This is a genomic window from Luteitalea pratensis, assembly GCF_001618865.1.
Lineage (GTDB): Bacteria > Acidobacteriota > Vicinamibacteria > Vicinamibacterales > Vicinamibacteraceae > Luteitalea > Luteitalea pratensis.
The window spans coordinates 5132977-5149142 of sequence record NZ_CP015136.1 but is presented as its reverse complement, the minus strand read 5'-3'; the positions used below and the strand labels follow the sequence as shown (position 1 = coordinate 5149142).

Below are 16166 nucleotides of genomic sequence, written 5' to 3'. Positions count from 1 at the left end.
GCGGGGACACGGTATCAGAGGAACGCAGAACGCAGAACGCTGAACGCTGAACGTCGAACGCTGAAAACGCCTAACGCCTAACGCTTAACGCCTGGCGCGGAATACCCCTTACCCCAATCCCGCCATGAGTCGAATCCCGAATCCCGAATCCCGAATCCCCAATCCCGAAGTTCCCGATCCGCGATCAGCGGATTCCCGGCACCCGGCACCCGGCACCCGGCACCCGGCACCCGGCACCCGGCACCCGGCACCCGGCACCCGGCACCCGGTACCCGGTACCCGGTACCCGGTACCCGGTGGTGTTATCGTCGCCCCATGTCCATCACGACGACAGAAGAGTTGTTCGGCATGCGGCGGGCGGGCCGTGTCGTGGCCGATGCGCTGGCGGCGATGCGGGCGGCTGTCGTGCCCGGCACGACGCCGGCCGACATCGAGGCTGTAGGCGCGGACATCCTCAGGCGCCACGGCGCCCGTGCCGCGCCGATGGTCGTCTACGGGGCGCCGTGCGCCGCGTTTGTCAGCGTCAACGACGCCGTCGTGCACGGCTTGCCGACACGCACGAAGCTGCGTGCCGGCGACCTCGTCAAGATCGACGTGACCCCGGAACTCGACGGCTTCATCGCCGATGGCGCGATCACCGTCGCCGTCGAGCCGTCCACGTCACGTGGGCGGCGCCTGGCGCGCGCGGCGGAAGGCGCGCTGTCGGCAGCACTGGCCCAGGTGCGTCCCGGCATCCCGGTGTATGCGCTCGGTGCGATCATCGATCGCCATGTCCGCAACCAGGGATTCTCGGTCATCCGCGATCTGACCGGGCACGGCGTCGGCCGTTCGATTCACGAGGCACCGGAAGTGCCCAACTACGACCCGGGCGGCCGCTCGCCGCTGCTGACTGATGGCATGGTGATCGCCGTCGAGCCGCTCGTCGCAGAGCGCTCCGGATCGGTCCGGGTGACCGGCGACCGCTGGACGATTTCCACCCGCGATGGCGGCTGGACCGCACACTGCGAGCACACCATCGTGGTCACACCCGAGGGCGCGCTGGTGCTGACGGCGGCGACGCCCGACGACCCTACGCGGCACTGAACCATCGCCGACCAACGGCAGTCGCCAGGTGCTGGCCGGCCGTCGAACGCGACGGGTGCGCCCGCGACACCCGCCAACGTGGTCATCGTCGGCGCCGGCGCCACGGGCGGGTGGGCGGCCAAACGGCTGGCGGAAGCGGGCCTCTCGGTGATCGTGCTCGACGCGGGACGGCCCTTTGGTCCAGAGGACTTTCGCGAGCACACCCCGGCGCACTCACTTCCGTTGCGGGCCCGTACGAAGGCGGTGATGTCGCGAACGCAGCCGCAGCAGGCGTCGAGTTATGCCTGCACGGAATGGAATGCGGACTGGTTCGTCAACGACGCCGACGAGCCCTACACCACGCCCGCGGGCCTGCCGTTCCCCTGGGTGGGCCGCACCCGCATCGTTGGCGGCCGCACGCACGTGTGGGGCCGCCAGAGTTACCGTTACAGCGACATCGACTTCAGGTCCGCATCGCGGGACGGTTTCGGCATCGACTGGCCGCTCTCGTACGCCGACCTGGCGCCCTATTACGATCTCGTCGAGCGATACGTCGGCATCAGCGGCATCAACGAGGGCATCGCGCAGCTGCCCGATCAGCAGTTGCTGCCGCCGTTCGGTTTCTCGTGCGTCGAGTCGCATGTTCGCGCGACGGTCGGCGCGCGGATGGGACGCACCGTCAGGCAGGGACGTACCGCCAACCTGACGCGGTCGATCAACGGCCGCCCCGCGTGCCACATGTGCGGCCCGTGCGAACGCGGCTGCGCGACGTTCTCGTATTTCAACGCGGCCTACACGACGGTGATCGACGCGGAGAAGACGGGGCGCTGTCGCATCATCACCCACGCGATGGCTGCGCAGGTGCTCATGGACCCGCAGACGCACCGCGCGACAGGCATCCGCTACGTCGATCGTCGTACCCGCGCGCATCACGAGGTGCATGGCCGGGTGGTGTTGCTGGCGGCGCAGGCCTTCGAGTCGGTGCGGCTGCTGTTCAATTCGGCGACCGCGCAGGATCCGGCCGGCCTTGCCAACTCGAGTGGCGTGCTTGGCCAGTACCTCGTGTCGCACTTCACGGGCTTTGGTGCGGTAGCGGAGTTCCCGGCATTCCAGAAGACCGCCAGCACGAACGAGCCGCAGAAGCCGACAGGGCTCTTCGTCGCCCGGTTTCGCAATCTCGATCCGCAGAAGCCTGACGCCCGCTTTCCGCGCGGCTATGGCTACCAGGGAGGCGGCGCCACCGCTTTCGACCAGAGCCTCGCCGGCTTCGGCGCCGACTACGCGGCCGCCGTCAAGGCCAGTGGGCGCACGACGGTGAACCTTGGTGGGTTCGGCGAGCCTGTGCCCGATGCGCGCAACTGCGTGACGATCGATCCCGACGTGACCGATGCATGGGGGATTCCGGCAGTGAAGATCGCCATGCATTACTCCGAGACCGACTGGGCGATGATGCGCGACGGCGCCGAGCAGGCGGCCGAGATGCTCGAATCGGCTGGAGGCACCAACATCCGCATCACATGGGTGCCCCGCTGGGCGAGCCATGAGGTCGGAATCGCGAGGATGGGGGCCGATCCCAAGACGTCGGTCCTCAACCAGTTCCAGCAGACCCACGACGTGAAGAACCTCTTCGTCGTCGACGGCGCCGCGATGCCGAGCGTGGGGTACGTCAACCCTACGCTGACGATGATGGCGCTCGTCGTCCGCTCGTGCGATTACCTGCTCGAGAGCCTTAAGGAGGGAATAGTCTGAGTAATTTCACAATTTCACAATTTCACAATTTCGCTACCGCGACTCCGCCTCGAAGGTTGCGGTGGCAATGAAATTCTGAACGTCTGAAATTTGCAATTCTGCGGTTACGCCTTGTTCGCCTTCCACGCGGCGATGACTTCCTTTTCGCGCTCGGCCGACAGTCCGGCCTTGAGTTTGGCCTTGCGCTCGGCGGGCCACGTCTCGACGTAGGCAAGCGTGTCGCGCACCGTCTCGGCCAGTGGACGGTGCGTCAGTCCCTTGGCCATCGCCGCCTTGACGCTGATCTGGCCACCGCCCGCCTCCTCGCCGGTCAGGGGCAACCACACCGGCATGTCGCTCCAGGGCCGCACTTTCTGCGCCTCCAGGAACGCGGTCGGCACCCACACGAACTGCGCGTTCGACTTCGACACCTGCTTGCAGGTGTCGACCAGGCGTCCGATGGTCAGGCTCGCCTGCGGTGCGTCGGCGTTGTAAATCCCCATCGTCTTGTTCTCGAGCGTGGTGACGATGAAATTGGCGAGATCGCGGACGTCGATGCACTGGACGAAGTCATTGGGCGAATTCGGGGCGAGCACCTCGCCGCCGCGCGAAACTCGGACCGGCCAGTACGTGAAGCGGTCCGTGTTGTCGCCCGGGCCGACGATGAGGCCGGGGCGAATGACGGTCGTCTTGCCGGGCATCGCCTTCTCGGCGGCCTGCTCGCACAGAGCCTTCAGCCCACCGTAGGTCTCGCCCGTCACCTGATCCACGGTCGGGTCCTTGAGCGTGGCAAGTGGCGCGCGCTCGTCCATCCCGGGCGTGTCCAGCGCCTTGTACACGGAGATGCTGGAGATGATCAGGTAGTGGCTCACGTTGGGCGCGAGCAGCGTGGCGCTGCGGGTGACATCGGCGGGGATGTAGGCCGACGGATCGAGCACGGCATCCCACGTGCGGCCCTCGAGTGCCTTGAGGTCGGTCTTCCGATCGCCGCGCAGTTTCTCGAGGTCCGGGAACAGGCCGGGGTTGGTGCGTCCGCGATTGAACAACGTGACGGTGTGCCCACGTTCCTGCAACCGGCGCACCGTGTGCGGGCCGAGAAAGCCGGTCCCGCCGATGACCAGCACCTTCAGTGGCGTGGCGGCCCGCGCCGGCGGCACCAAGGCCGTGCTCGCCGTCACCGCGAGCGTCGTTCCGAGGAAGTCACGTCTCGTCATCGTCATCGGGTCGTCCTCTCAGGAACTCAGGAACTCAGGAACCCAGGAACTCAGAAGCCGCCACCGTGCCTGCCGCGGCCAGGTGCTCATCGTGCGTGCGTCCGACCCGCCACCCGAGCAGGGCCCAGACACATGCCACGACGAGGCCCACGAGCGCGACCTCGCCAAGCGGCACCTTCATCGCGACGATGCCGGCCATGATCCAGCCGTTCACGAGATCACCGCCGCGATAGATGGCCGTGTCGATGAATGCCTTGGCCTTGTAGCGGCTCTCGCGGTCGACACGCGTGAACAGGCTTTCGCGGGCCGGTGCGATCAGCGAGAAGTTGCCGGCACGGTGTACCACCTGAATCGACGCCAAGAGCAAGGGCGTCGGCGAGGCCGCGAGCCAGGCGAACCCGGTGGCGACCAGCAGCGGCGAGAGCATCAGCAGCGGCGTGACACCGAAGCGTGTCAGCAGCACGCGCGTCACGATCACCTGCGTGCTCACGGTGAGCGCGTTGACGGCGAAATCGACACGGGCGAAGTACGCGGCTCGCGCCGCGGAGTCGCTGAAGGCCGCGGCCACGAGAGCGGCCTGCTGGTAGTAGAGGATCGTGTTGACCGTCACGTAGAGCAGCAACAGCCCGGCGATCAACCGGAGGAACGGTGACGCCATCACCAGGCGCGCGCCCGCGAGCACCGTGCCGCCGATCGCGCGATCGGGCCCGCGCCGCTCGGTGGCCCACGGCAGCAGGCGCAGGATGGCCATCAGCGCACCGCTGAGCAGCAGCGCCGAGATCAGCATCAACTGCGGAACGCCGACGCGTTCGACCAGGAGCGCCGTCAGGGCCGGCCCGGCCAGCGCGCCGCACGTGCCTCCCGCCGCGATGATGCCGTAGAGGCGCTTGGCCTGGTCGGTCGTGAAGATGTCGGACATGAAGCTCCAGAACACCGACACGACGAACAGGTTGAAGACGCTCACCCAGATGAAGAACGCGGGGACGACGACGGCCATGCCACGATCGATCCGGAAGACGGCGTAGAACGCCAGCAGGCACGCGATGAAGAAACCGTAGACGACGGGCAGGAACACGCGCCGCTCGAAGCGCGAGACGAGTGCCCCGTATAGCGGCTGCGCCAGGAGCATGCAGACGAACGTGCCGCTGAACAGCCACTGCAGCTTGTTCACGCCGTGCCGGACGCCCATCTCTTCGCGGAGCGGCCGCAGCAGGCCGTAAGCGCACAGCAGCGAGAAGAAGTAGAGGAAGCTCCAGGCGAGGGCGACACGCTCGTCGCGCGCCACGCCGGTCAGCAGGGCGAGGCGTGAGCGAGTCGGACTCGCCGGAGTCACTGAAGGCATCGACGCGCAACAGGGTAGCTGATGCACCCCCCGCTGGCCCAGCGTCGTGATGAACCGGATGTCAGCGCTTGCGACGCCAGAGGAGCACGGCTTCGCGGTTACGTACCGATCCGAAGCAGTACCGCTTGCGATTGCTGTAGGTGTCCAGCCAGTCGCGTTCGACCCACAGGTTGGCCCCGTCGGGGTCCTCGTGCAGGCGCTGCGCGGAGCCGTTGAGCCCCTTCAACGTCCGCTGGAAATACGGATCGAAGAAGGAGAGACCTTCGGGGTCGGCCTTGATGGCCAGCACGTAGTGCCAGACGTTGCCGCCAATGTGCAGGTTGCAGAGGCCGACGCCGCCGGTGTTCAAGCACGCAACCAGCTGGTTGCCACGCTTGACGTGCACCTCGGTGCCACGCAGGTATTCGGTCTTGAGCGCGAATTGACCTTCCTTGTACGCGCCCAGCCACTCGGCGGTGACGCGTATGCCCCATTCGTCGGTGCCGTCGCCGAGCGTGTTGCTGCGGCTCACGCCATTGAGCGTGTACGTGTAGACGCGCTGAATCACCAGCGGCGGGATCTCACCGCGTCCGAAGAGCGCGGCGATGCCGTTCAGGAAGGTGGTCGGGACGCAATCGGCCTCGCTGAACTGGTACCGGAACGGCACCGGGACATCGGGCAGGCGCGACGCGCGCCCCGAGCGCGGCCGGTGTGACGAATTGGACGAGGACAACGTCAGTGAAGTCTGGCATCGGGCCGCACGTTGCGCAAGGCGATCCGCGAGACTTGCGCTGCCGGGCGGGACCGGGTCAGATCTCCTGCATGGCCTCCGCTGCCCCGACCGCCTCCCGCCGAGCGTTCCTGACCGTCCTGGGTCTTGCCGGTCCCGCCCTGTGGAGCCCGGCCGTGAGGGCCCAGCAGGTCTCGGTCCGATCCGGGTCCCTCGGCGCCCTGTTGCGCACGGTCACCCTCGGTGCCGTCCTCGACCACCCGCAGGGGATCACCGCCAGTGCCGACGGCGCCACGTGGTTTGTCACCTCGGTGCTGCGCAAGGAGCAGAAGGGCCTGCTGGTGTCGTTCCGGGCCTCCGACGGCGGACAGGTGCAGCGGGTCGAGGTCCAGGACGGCCCGCGTTATCACCCCGGCGGCCTCGGCCGGCTCGGCGACACGCTGTGGCTGCCTGTCGCCGAGTACCGTCGCGCCTCGACCAGCGTCATCCAGGGCCGGGACGCCAAGACGCTCGCGGTGCGTTCCAGCTTCCCGGTCGCCGACCACATTGGCGCCGTCGCAGCGACATCCGCGGCCCTCATCGGCTGCAACTGGGACGCGCGCACGTTCTACGAGTGGACCCTCGACGGCAGGCAGTCCCAGGCCGTGGAGCACGACGGCTCCGCGCGCTACCAGGATCTCCAGTGGACGTCGGACGGGTTGCTGGCCGGCGGACTGATTGGCGACCAGGGCGTCGTCGACCTGCTCGAATGGCCTTCCCTCGACCTGAAGGAGCGCATCGTGGTGGGGAAGACCGACCGCGGCACCGTGCTCACGGCCGAAGGAATGGCGGTCTCGGGCAGCGAGCTGTTGCTGATGCCGGAGGACGACCCGTCACAGGTCTTCGTGCACAGGTGGGCGGGCGCCGCCGTGTCCGAAGCACCCCCGACACGCCCGAACGAGCCCGAGAAGTCGTTGTTCAAGAAGCCGACACCATAGGGGCCAAGCCTGAGGTCTCACGTCTCAAGTCTAGGCAGGACGAAGGGTTGCTTGAGACCTGAGACCTGAGACTTGCGGCTAGACCCCGAGGCCGAACGCGCGGGCGAGCGTCGCCGTGAGGAAGCACACCAGGAACGCGGTGCCGAGGGGTAGGAGCGCGCCCACCGTGGCCCACTTGGCGCTCAGGGTTTCCTTGTACATCGTCAGGATGGTTGTCGCACACGGGTTGTGCAACAGCGAGAACAGCATCAGGTTCACGGCCGTCAGCATCGTCCAGCCCTGCTGCTCGACGAGCAGGCGGCGCAGGTCCCCGAGCCCTGACATCTCGGTCATCATCCCGGCGCCCAGGTAGGCCATGACCAGTGTCGGCACCACGATCTCGTTGGCCGGGATGGCAATGACGTAGGCGAGCAGGATCACGCCGTCCAGGCCGATGGCGCGGCCGAGCGGATCGAGCCAGCCGGCCGAGATCGCCGCCAGCGTGTGGTCGCCCCAGTGGATGTTGGCGAGCAGCCAGATGACGGCACCGGCGGGCGCGGCGGTCCACATTGCCCGCCAGAGGACGAACAGCGTCCGGTCGATCAGCGAGGTGTAGAAGATGCGGCCGATGTTCGGCCGGCGATAGGGTGGCAGTTCGAGCGTGAAGGTCGAGGCTTCGCCCCGCAGGATCGTGCGCGAGAGCAGCCACGACATCAGTAGGGTGAAGCCGATGCCGAGCACGACGACGCCGACCACGGCCGCCGCGGCGGCAATGGACGCGAAGCCGGGTGCGAACGACGCGCCGACGAAGATGGTGCCGAGCATGATCAACGTCGGGAAGCGGCCGTTGCACGGCACGAAGTTGTTCGTGAGGATGGCGACCAGCCGCTCGCGCGGCGAATCGATGATCCGGGTGGCGATCACGCCGGCGGCGTTGCAGCCGAACCCCATCGCCATCGTCAACGCCTGCTTGCCGTGGGCGCCGGCGCGGCGGAACAGGAAATCGAGGTTGAAGGCAACCCGCGGCAGGTACCCGAGGTCCTCGAACATCGTGAACAGCGGGAAGAAGATCGCCATCGGCGGCAGCATCACGCTCACGACCCACGCGAGGCCGCGATAGACGCCGTGCCACAGGAAGCCGGTCACCCACCACGGCACGCCGGCGGCATCGAAGAGCCCGGATGCCTGGTCCTCGATCCAGAACAGGCCCTGCGCGAGCATCGCCGACGGCACGTTGGCGCCGGCGATCGTCAGCCAGAACACCACCGACAGCAACGCCAGCATGATCGGCAACCCGAGCCACGGCGAGGTGACGAGGTGGTCGACGCGCTGGTCGAAATCGAGGGCGCGCGTGTCGCCGTCCTGCGACACCGCTCGCTGCGCCACGCGCTCGGCCTCGGCATACAGCGACTTCACTGCCTCCTCCCGGAAGCTGCCGCTCAACTGGCGCCGCAGCTCGCGCGCCCGCGCCAGCACCTCGTCGGGTGTCGGTGGAATCGCACGGTCAATCACGGAGTCGTTCATTGGTAATGCCTGATGCCTAACGCTTAACGCCTACCGCCTACCGCCTACGGCCTACCGCCTACCGCCACGGTCTACCGCTTCATGCTTGATGCTTGATGCTTGAAGCCTGAGTTCCTGAGCTCCTGAGATCCTGTGGTCCTGTTCCCGCGGCGAAGCCGCCCTATTGCGCGCCTTGCAGCGCAATCTGCTTGCTGAACCGGACGTCTTGCTGCTGCTGCCGCGACACGAGCCGGGTGAGTTCGCCGGTACGGAGCGCCTCTTCCACGCGCGCGTCGCCGTCGAGCAGGCGAATCGCCAGCCAGCGGCTGTTGGGCACACCCGGGGCCGCGGCCTCGATGTGCGTCATCAATTCACGGACCGCATGCTCGAACTCGGGCGTCCCGGTCACACGGAGCGGTGCTGTCTGCACCGCGCCGCTCGACACGCCATCCACCGCCGTGAGCAGCGCGTGCAGGCCCTCGCCGGTCCGGGCGACAATCGGGATCACCGGTACGCCGAGGTCGCGAGCGAGGCTCCGCGTGTCGACATCGAGTCCCTTGCGTCGTGCCTCGTCCATCAGGTTCACGGCGACGACGACGCGGTCGGTGATCTCGAGCACCTGCAGCACGAGATTCAGGTTGCGCTCGAGCGCGCTCGCATCGGTGACGACGATGACGGCGTGCGGCTGTCCGAACAGGATGAAATCGCGCGCGACCTCCTCGTCCTGCGACGCCGACAGCAGCGAGTAGGTACCGGGCAGGTCGACGATCTTGTAGCGCACCTTGTCGTAGGCGAAGCCGCCTTCGGCGCGCGTCACCGTCTTGCCAGGCCAGTTCCCGGTGTGCTGCCGGAGCCCGGTCAGGGCGTTGAAGAGCGTGCTCTTGCCGGTGTTCGGATTGCCCGCCAGCGCGATCACGCGATCGACCCCGCCGACCTGCATCCCCATCGGGGCGAGTTCGGACGCCACCGGACAGGCTTCACAATCGTGTCCGCTCATGCCCCTTGCCTCATTCCCGAGCCTGGTGCCGATGCAGCCGCGATTGGCCGCACGATGACCACCGAGGCCTGGTCGCGCCGCAGTGCGATGGTGGTGCCGCGGACGCGATAGGCGCGCGGGTCGCCGACAAACGTCTGCAGCACGGGCCGCAGGCGCGTGCCCGGCGTGAATCCGAGATCCAGGAGCCGGCGCCGTGTCAGCCCCTGGCAACTCGGCACGATCGACACGATTTCCGCGTCCTGATCCACGGGCAGGTGCGACAACCGCACGAGGTCGCGGGCATTGGCGGCCCAGCCCTCGAGTGGCGCCACGAACACGTTGCCGGCGTGTTCGAGCGGCAGGCTCACCTCGCGATCCTCCACCAGCAGGCCGAGCGCATCGCCGGAACTCTCGAGGACGCGGAAGGCCTGGCCGGGCTGCAGGTCGAGGCGGACGAGGGCACTGAACGTGGCCTCGGGCTCGTCCTCGAGGTGGACGATGCGTCCCTCCTGGCCGACGTGCCAGTGCGTGATCGGCTCGCCGGGGTCGTCGGAGCCTTCACCGGCCGACGGAATCGGATCGCCGTGCGGGTCGCGCTCGGGATGTCCCAGCGACGCCGACAGGCGGTCGGCATCGGCTTCGCTGAGACGGTGTTCGAGTTTCTCGGCCACCTTGTGCACGGCCGTCAACGGCAATCGCGCCTCGTCGGCGAGATAGCGTTCCAGCAGCCGATGGGCCCGCACCAGGTGCCTGGCCCGATGCTCGCCGATCGTGGTCAGCGTGTAGCTCCCGCCCTCCGATGCCGTCAGGCCGGCGGCGCGCAGTCGGCCGAGGACGCGAAGCAGCCCACGGTCGCCGAGGCGCAACGTGCCCTTGAGCGACGCAAACGACCCCGCGCGGCCCGCCTGGGCCTCCTGCAGCAGGTGCTTCAACGCGTTGTCGCCCTGCTCCTCGGAACGGCGCGCGGCACGTCGCCTGACGCGTGCCACGACGCCGTGGCGTGGCCAGACGGCCAGCAGGAGGACGACGATCGCGATCAGGCCCCACCACATCCAGGCGTTCATCGTGCCTCCACCAGCGCGCTCACACGGGTCTCGAGCGCGTCACCGCGCAGCGAGGTCGCGTGCAACCGGCCGTCGCGGTCGAACAGGTACGAGGCCGGAATCGCCTCGACGCCGAACGTCCGCGCCAGCGGGCTCTCGTACTGGCCGGCCTCGCGCACCTGCGGCCACGTGATGGCCTGGCGCTGGAGCCAACTCCGGAAGTCACGGGTGGTGGCGCGATCGAGGCTCACACCGATGATTGTCAACCCACGCGGCCCCTGGCGCGCGTGCAGGCGCTTGAGGCGCGGCAGATCCTCGAGGCAGGGCGCGCACCACGTCGCCCAGAAGTCGACCAGCACGACGCGTCCGTGCAGCGTGTCGCTGGACCACGCGTGGCCGTCGATGTCGGTGGCGCGCCAGGGCACGGCATGGTGCGTGGACCTCGGGCGGCCGTCGGCTGTCGCGGTCTGTGGAGCCGATCCGACAGAGGGAAGGGCCAGCACGATGGCGACACAGGCGAGGACGATGCTGGTCATCGTCCCACCCGCATGGAGACGAGTACGGTCCGGGGCGCACGCGGCCCATACACGTAGGCCGAGTCCCGCAGGGGCCCCTGGTCGAGGTCGTCCTGGTACGCATCGGTGAGGTTGCGCACCGCCACCGTGAGTGTCAGCGGCACCGCGCCGTCGTACAGGCGGCGCGCGAACGACACGTCGACCTGCACGAACGAAGGCGTGTGCTCGAGTCGATCCTCGGGGATGGCACCGGCATAGTGGGGCGCGACCATCGGTCCGGTGATGCGGATGCCGGCAAACACGTCCACCGGCAGGAGCTCCTTCACGGCAATCGAGGCGTTGCCGTAGACGTCTGGCGTCCGGAAGAAACGCGTGCTGGCGAAGTCCGGATCGGGCTGGCCGAACGTGCTCCGCTGAACGACGAGTCCGCCCTGCAGGACGAGGTGATCGCCCCGACCCCACCCCGCGTTGGCTTCCAGGCCGCGCACGGCGGCGGTTCCCAGGTTCACCTTGAGGAACTCGCGCGCATCGGTCTCGGGCAGGTCGTCCTCCTGCAGGTGGAACTGGTCGGTCAGGCGCGTGTGGAAGCCGTTCACTTCGAGCAACGCCTGTCCGCCCCACAACGCCGGCTTCCATTCACCACCGGCCATCCAGTTGACCGATCGTTCCGGGCGCAGGGCGGGATCGATGCGAACGACTCGCGCCTCGCCGCCGAGCGACGCGATGTGCAGGTCCTCGTCGAAGACCTGCGGTGCCCGGATGCCCTGCGCAAAGGACACGCGGAAGTCGAGTGCCGGCCGCGGCGACACGCGCAGCGCGGCCCGCGGCAACACCTGCGCGTGGGTCAGCGCCGAGTGTCGATCGACGCGCACCCCGGTCAGCAACTGCCACCCCGGGTGCATCGTCCATTCGTCCTGCACGAACACGCCGACCTGGTCGTACCGGAGGTCCAGCGAGCGGCCATAGCCAGGCTGGTGATCCTCCAGCCGTTCCGCGGTCATCTGCACGCCGCCGCTGAGCACGTGACGGTTGGCATAGCGATTGACCAGCAGGTCGACGACGCCGAGACGGCTCCGCGTGTCGCCGTAGGCCAGCGGATCGCGGCCGACGCCGTAGTAGCTGTCGCGTTGCGTGTCGGCGGCGGAAAGCGTCAGGCGGTAGTCGGTCCGTGCGCTCGGCGTATGGAACCAGGTCACGGTGCCCGCCGCCCGCTCCGTGTCGATGTCCTCGGCGATGTCGGCTTCGTGCGGGGGCAGGTCGAGGTTGTTGCCGCCGCGGCGGTCCTCGCGCATGGCGCTGACGTCGACGGTCAGGCGCGCCCGCGTGTCGAGCATCACCCGGTGGGCGCGCATGCCACCGGCCTCGAGCGCGCGGCGGGAGACCTCGGTATATCCGTCACCGGTGACGTCGACGGGCGAGACCCGGTCGGCCTGGCCATACGCGGTCAGCAGGCTTCGCCGATCGCCCGAGACCCAGTCCAGGACCGCCGCGGTGGTCACCGTCGGCTCGCCGCGGGTCACGCCGAGCGTCGTGTCGAGCTGTGCCCCGCGCGTCGTCGGCTCGCGGGTGATGACGTTGATGACGCCACCGACCGAGCCAGGGCCGAGCAGTGCCGCGCCGCCGCCCTTGGTGACCTCGATTCGATCGATCAGACGGGCGGGAATCTGCTCGAGGCCATAGACCTGGGCCAGCGAGGAGAGCGTCGGCTGTCCATCCATGAGGATCTGCGTGTACGGCCCCTCGAGGCCGAGCAGACGCACCTGAGAGAAGTTGCAGTTCTGGCAGTTGTTCTCGACCCGGACGCCGGTGGTGTATTCGACCGCGTCGGCCAGGGTTCGCGCGCCGACCTGCTCCACGAAGTCGCGGGATACGACCTCGGTGCGCACGGGCGCGTCGCGCAGGCGGGCATCGCGACGCTCGGCCGCCACTTCGACGTCGGCCTTGAACGCTGGCGCCAGCACGACGGTAGTGGTCGTGGTGGTGCCCCGCGGCCCCACGTCGGGCGGCATGACGGTGGCCGTCACGAACCCTGCAAGTTCCACGCGGACCGGGCGCGCCGGAGTCACGCACCCCGCTCCGTCGTCGGCGACAACGCCAATCATCGCGGAGGTCGTGCTGTCGACTATCGCGGCGCCGGGCAGGGGTGCGCCGCTGCCATCGCGGACCTCGACCCGCATCGGGCACGCATTGGCGACCGGACCGGTCTGGCCGGCGACCGACAGCGCCAGGGAGAGAAAGATGTGGGTCATCGAGATTTTGATTAATCAAAAAATGGACCCATCAGAATTCAAAGTCAAGTCAATCTTTCACGGTCGCTGGCCGACAGGTTCGATTCCGCGACATTCAGCGTTTCAGACAACGAGCCGGTTGGGTCATGCTGGCGGTCACTAACGATGAGCGCTCAACGCACCCGCCTGCTCGAACTTGCCGCCTCCGTCGCCGACGGCACGGTCGACATCGACTGGACAAAGCTCGAGGCCTCGGTCGTGGACGACGAGGACCGGCAGCTGTTGCAGGATCTCCGGGTGCTGGCGGGCGTCGCTGAACTCCATCGGTCTGACCCGGCCGAACTGGCTGCCTCTCGTGGCCGCGTCGTCGGCCGGATTGGACCGGCCCTGACCGACACCGATGTCCCCACGGTCGAGGAGCGCGTGCTGCCGCCGCCCTCGAAACAGCCGCTCGATAGCTGGGGCCACCTCGAACTCATCGAACAGATCGGGCAGGGGTCGTTCGGCAACGTGTACCGGGCCCGGGACACGCGCCTCGACCGCGACGTCGCCCTGAAACTCCTGCGCAAGGGCCGGCAGACGGCCGAACTCGCCGACAAGATCCTGCACGAGGGGCGCATCCTGGCACGGGTCCGACACCGCAATGTCGTCACCGTCTTCGGCGTCGAGGAGCAGGACGGGCGAATCGGGCTGTGGATGGAGTACATCCGGGGACGCACGCTGGAGCAGTTGCTGCGATCCACCGGATCGTTCGGGGCGCGCGAAGCCGCGCTGATCGGCCAGGAGTTGTGCCGCGCCCTGGCATCGGTCCACAAGGCCGGCCTCGTCCACCGCGACATCAAGGCGCAGAACGTGATGCGCGAGGAGGGTGGCCGCCTCGTCCTCATGGACTTCGGCGCGGGGCAGTACGTGCACGCGGCCGGGGCGACTCCGAGCGGGCGATTGACGGGAACTCCGCTGTACCTCGCACCGGAACTGATGCGTGGCGGGGAAGCCACGGTGCGCTCGGACATCTACAGCCTCGGCGTGCTGCTGTTCCATCTGGTGACGGGGCAGTACCCGGTGAGCGCGACATCGCTCGACGACCTGCGACAGGCGCACCGCGAAGGCCGGCGCTTCCGCCTGCACGACGCCAGGCCAGACCTTGCCGACGACTTCGCCCGGGTCGTGGAGCGGGCGTCCAACCCCGATCCTGCGTGTCGGTATGCGAGTGCGGGCGCGCTGCAGGAGGCCCTCGCGCGTTCGCTCGGGCTGGACAGCACCATCACCGTCGATCGCGACGCACTGGCAGCGGTGCTCGCGGCCACACCCCCGGATCTGCCCGCCCCGGCCGAGGCCGCGCCGCGTTGGTTTCGCGCGTTCCGCTGGTGGCACGTGGCCGGCGTCGGGTTCGCGCTCGGCGCCGTCCTCGTGGCATTGCTCGCATGGCTCCTGCCACGTGATGCCGCGCCGACGATGCGCCCAACCGCAAACACGCCAGTGGTGGCGATCAGGCCCGTGATGGCCACCGCCTCGTCCTTCGATCCGCTCACCTTCGCGGTCGCCAGCAGCCTGGGCGCGCGGTTGCGGTCCTCACCTGAGGTGCGTGTCACCAGTCCCGATGCCGTGGCCACCCTCAATGATGTGGCGGCGAGTGGCGCGACGATCATGGCCACGCTGCAGAGCGACGCGCTCATCGAATTGCTGCCCGTGCGCCAGTTGCCCGACGGCTATCACGCCAGCGTTCGCCTCCTCGTCGCCGGTGCCTTGCCCGTGACGCTGCCGCCGATCGGGCCGGTCGCCACCCTCGACGGGCTCGGTGATGCGCTCGCGAGCGCATTGGCGACGCCGCTCCGCCTGAACCCCGAAGCGCTGCACGGCACGATGCACGCGGCAGCCGCACGCGGCAACAGGGAGGCCCTCGAGCACTTTGCGCGCGGGCTGCGGCAGATTGCCACCGAGAGCAACGAGGGCATCGCCCAGGCGTGCCAGTCGTTCAAGGCCTCCATCGATGCCGATCCGACCTTTGCCGCCGGCTACGCGCGGTGGGCGCAGTGCCTGCTGACCCAATATCGCTTAGGCGCGCTGCCGCCCGCGACCGCGTTCGAGTACGCGCGCACGGCGGCCTCGATCGCCCTGGCCCGCGACGCCGACAACGCCGACGCGCGAGCGGCCGTGGCCGACCTCTACGCCGAAGACGGGCACGACTGGGCCCGCGCCGAGAACGAGTTCCACGAAGCGCTCGCACGCGACAGCAGCAACGTCTATGCGCGCTCTCGCTACGCGATGCTGCTGGCCGGCCGCGGCCGCACCGCCGAATCGGTCGAGCACCTCACCGACGCCCTCCGCTCGTCGCCACTGTCGACGATCGTCAAGGGTTATCTCGCGATGAGCCTCCATTACTCGGCGCGCGACGACGAGGCGCTGGAGCTGTTCCAGCAATTGCGCGGTGTCGACGCGTCGTACGAGTCGGCGTTGGTCGGACAGTGCCGAGTCTTCGTAGTCGTCGGCAAGTTCCAGGAAGCGCTCACCGCCTGCCGCCAGTTGCTGGCACGCCGGAACGGTAGCGACGCGTTCGCACAGGCGCAGATCGCCGCGGCACTCGGCCGGCTCGGGCGCGAAGCGGACGCCACCAAGCAGTTGGCGCAGCTGCGGGCGCAGTACGATGCCGCCACCGAGGCCGACCGGCCGAACCTGGCCTTCTTCCTCGCGACGGCCTACGCCGCCCTCGACCAGCCTGACCAGGTGTTCCCATGGCTCGAAGTGGCCGCCCGCGGCAAGAGCTCGCGCGCCGCCTATCTTCGTGTCGACCCGCGCTTTGCTGCCGCGCGTGCCGATCCCCGGTGGTCGCAGGTGCTGGCCGCCTACGAAAAGCCCTGAGCACTCGCGCCCAGGCTGCGGTCCCCAATAC

Annotated in this window: 12 protein-coding genes; 4 read left to right on the top strand and 8 right to left on the bottom strand. The window is 68.4% G+C overall.

Annotated elements, in window-relative coordinates:
* Positions 1-315: 315 nt before the first annotated feature.
* A complete protein-coding gene (map, locus tag LuPra_RS21580) occupies positions 316-1083 on the top strand; it encodes a type I methionyl aminopeptidase (RefSeq protein ID WP_110172667.1) in 768 nt (255 codons plus the stop codon).
* Between the two features lie 78 nt (positions 1084-1161).
* Entirely contained in the window at positions 1162-2811 is a 1650-nt protein-coding gene (locus LuPra_RS21575) for a GMC oxidoreductase (protein WP_110172666.1), read from the top strand.
* Positions 2812-2915: 104 nt separating this feature from the next.
* Here the strand turns inward: LuPra_RS21575 and LuPra_RS21570 are convergent, their stop codons facing one another.
* The 3 genes from LuPra_RS21570 to LuPra_RS21560 form a co-directional block, all read right to left on the bottom strand.
* The gene (locus tag LuPra_RS21570) at positions 2916-4010 is read right to left on the bottom strand and encodes an NAD-dependent epimerase/dehydratase family protein (RefSeq protein ID WP_110172665.1); all 1095 of its coding nucleotides are present in this window, start codon (positions 4008-4010) and stop codon (positions 2916-2918) included.
* Positions 4011-4038: 28 nt separating this feature from the next.
* Entirely contained in the window at positions 4039-5346 is a 1308-nt protein-coding gene (locus LuPra_RS21565) for an NTP/NDP exchange transporter (RefSeq protein WP_110172664.1), read from the bottom strand.
* Positions 5347-5407: 61 nt separating this feature from the next.
* On the bottom strand, positions 5408-6058 hold the full coding sequence (locus tag LuPra_RS21560; RefSeq protein ID WP_157899512.1) for a hypothetical protein: 651 nt from the start codon (positions 6056-6058) through the stop codon (positions 5408-5410).
* A gap of 89 nt (positions 6059-6147) precedes the next feature.
* Between LuPra_RS21560 and LuPra_RS21555 the strand changes: the two genes are divergently transcribed.
* The gene (locus tag LuPra_RS21555; protein ID WP_110172662.1) at positions 6148-7032 is read left to right on the top strand and encodes a DUF6454 family protein; all 885 of its coding nucleotides are present in this window, start codon (positions 6148-6150) and stop codon (positions 7030-7032) included.
* A gap of 78 nt (positions 7033-7110) precedes the next feature.
* Here the strand turns inward: LuPra_RS21555 and LuPra_RS21550 are convergent, their stop codons facing one another.
* The 5 genes from LuPra_RS21550 to LuPra_RS21530 form a co-directional block, all read right to left on the bottom strand.
* Positions 7111-8523, bottom strand: a complete 1413-nt coding sequence (locus LuPra_RS21550; protein ID WP_234800495.1) for a nucleoside recognition domain-containing protein — start codon at positions 8521-8523, stop codon at positions 7111-7113.
* A gap of 172 nt (positions 8524-8695) precedes the next feature.
* Entirely contained in the window at positions 8696-9511 is an 816-nt protein-coding gene (locus LuPra_RS21545; RefSeq protein ID WP_110172660.1) for a FeoB small GTPase domain-containing protein, read from the bottom strand.
* Positions 9508-10554, bottom strand: coding sequence for a metal-dependent transcriptional regulator (locus LuPra_RS21540; protein WP_110172659.1), 1047 nt, complete (start codon positions 10552-10554; stop codon positions 9508-9510). Before LuPra_RS21540 ends, LuPra_RS21545 begins: the two co-directional genes overlap by 4 nt.
* A complete protein-coding gene (locus tag LuPra_RS21535; protein WP_110172658.1) occupies positions 10551-11069 on the bottom strand; it encodes a TlpA family protein disulfide reductase in 519 nt (172 codons plus the stop codon). The genes LuPra_RS21540 and LuPra_RS21535 overlap by 4 nt, the downstream gene beginning before the upstream one ends.
* Positions 11066-13297 (bottom strand): TonB-dependent receptor plug domain-containing protein, encoded by a 2232-nt coding sequence (locus LuPra_RS21530; RefSeq protein ID WP_110172657.1) that lies wholly within the window; start codon positions 13295-13297, stop codon positions 11066-11068. Before LuPra_RS21530 ends, LuPra_RS21535 begins: the two co-directional genes overlap by 4 nt.
* Before the next feature lie 144 nt (positions 13298-13441).
* Here LuPra_RS21530 and LuPra_RS21525 point away from each other — a divergent pair, with 144 nt between their 5' ends.
* Complete coding sequence (locus LuPra_RS21525; RefSeq protein ID WP_110172656.1) at positions 13442-16135, top strand: serine/threonine-protein kinase; 2694 nt, start codon at positions 13442-13444, stop codon at positions 16133-16135.
* Positions 16136-16166 lie beyond the last annotated feature (31 nt).

Bases quoted from the DNA above. Each gene is read 5' to 3' on its own strand.
- map (WP_110172667.1), top strand. From the start codon at position 316: ATGTCCATCACGACGACAGAAGAGTTGTTCGGCATGCGGCGGGCGGGC.
- LuPra_RS21570 (WP_110172665.1), bottom strand. From the start codon at position 4,010: ATGACGATGACGAGACGTGACTTCCTCGGAACGACGCTCGCGGTGACG.
- LuPra_RS21565 (WP_110172664.1), bottom strand. From the start codon at position 5,346: ATGCCTTCAGTGACTCCGGCGAGTCCGACTCGCTCACGCCTCGCCCTG.
- LuPra_RS21555 (WP_110172662.1), top strand. From the start codon at position 6,148: ATGGCCTCCGCTGCCCCGACCGCCTCCCGCCGAGCGTTCCTGACCGTC.
- LuPra_RS21545 (WP_110172660.1), bottom strand. From the start codon at position 9,511: ATGAGCGGACACGATTGTGAAGCCTGTCCGGTGGCGTCCGAACTCGCC.
- LuPra_RS21540 (WP_110172659.1), bottom strand. From the start codon at position 10,554: ATGAACGCCTGGATGTGGTGGGGCCTGATCGCGATCGTCGTCCTCCTG.
- LuPra_RS21535 (WP_110172658.1), bottom strand. From the start codon at position 11,069: ATGACCAGCATCGTCCTCGCCTGTGTCGCCATCGTGCTGGCCCTTCCC.
- LuPra_RS21530 (WP_110172657.1), bottom strand. From the start codon at position 13,297: ATGACCCACATCTTTCTCTCCCTGGCGCTGTCGGTCGCCGGCCAGACC.
- LuPra_RS21525 (WP_110172656.1), top strand. From the start codon at position 13,442: ATGAGCGCTCAACGCACCCGCCTGCTCGAACTTGCCGCCTCCGTCGCC.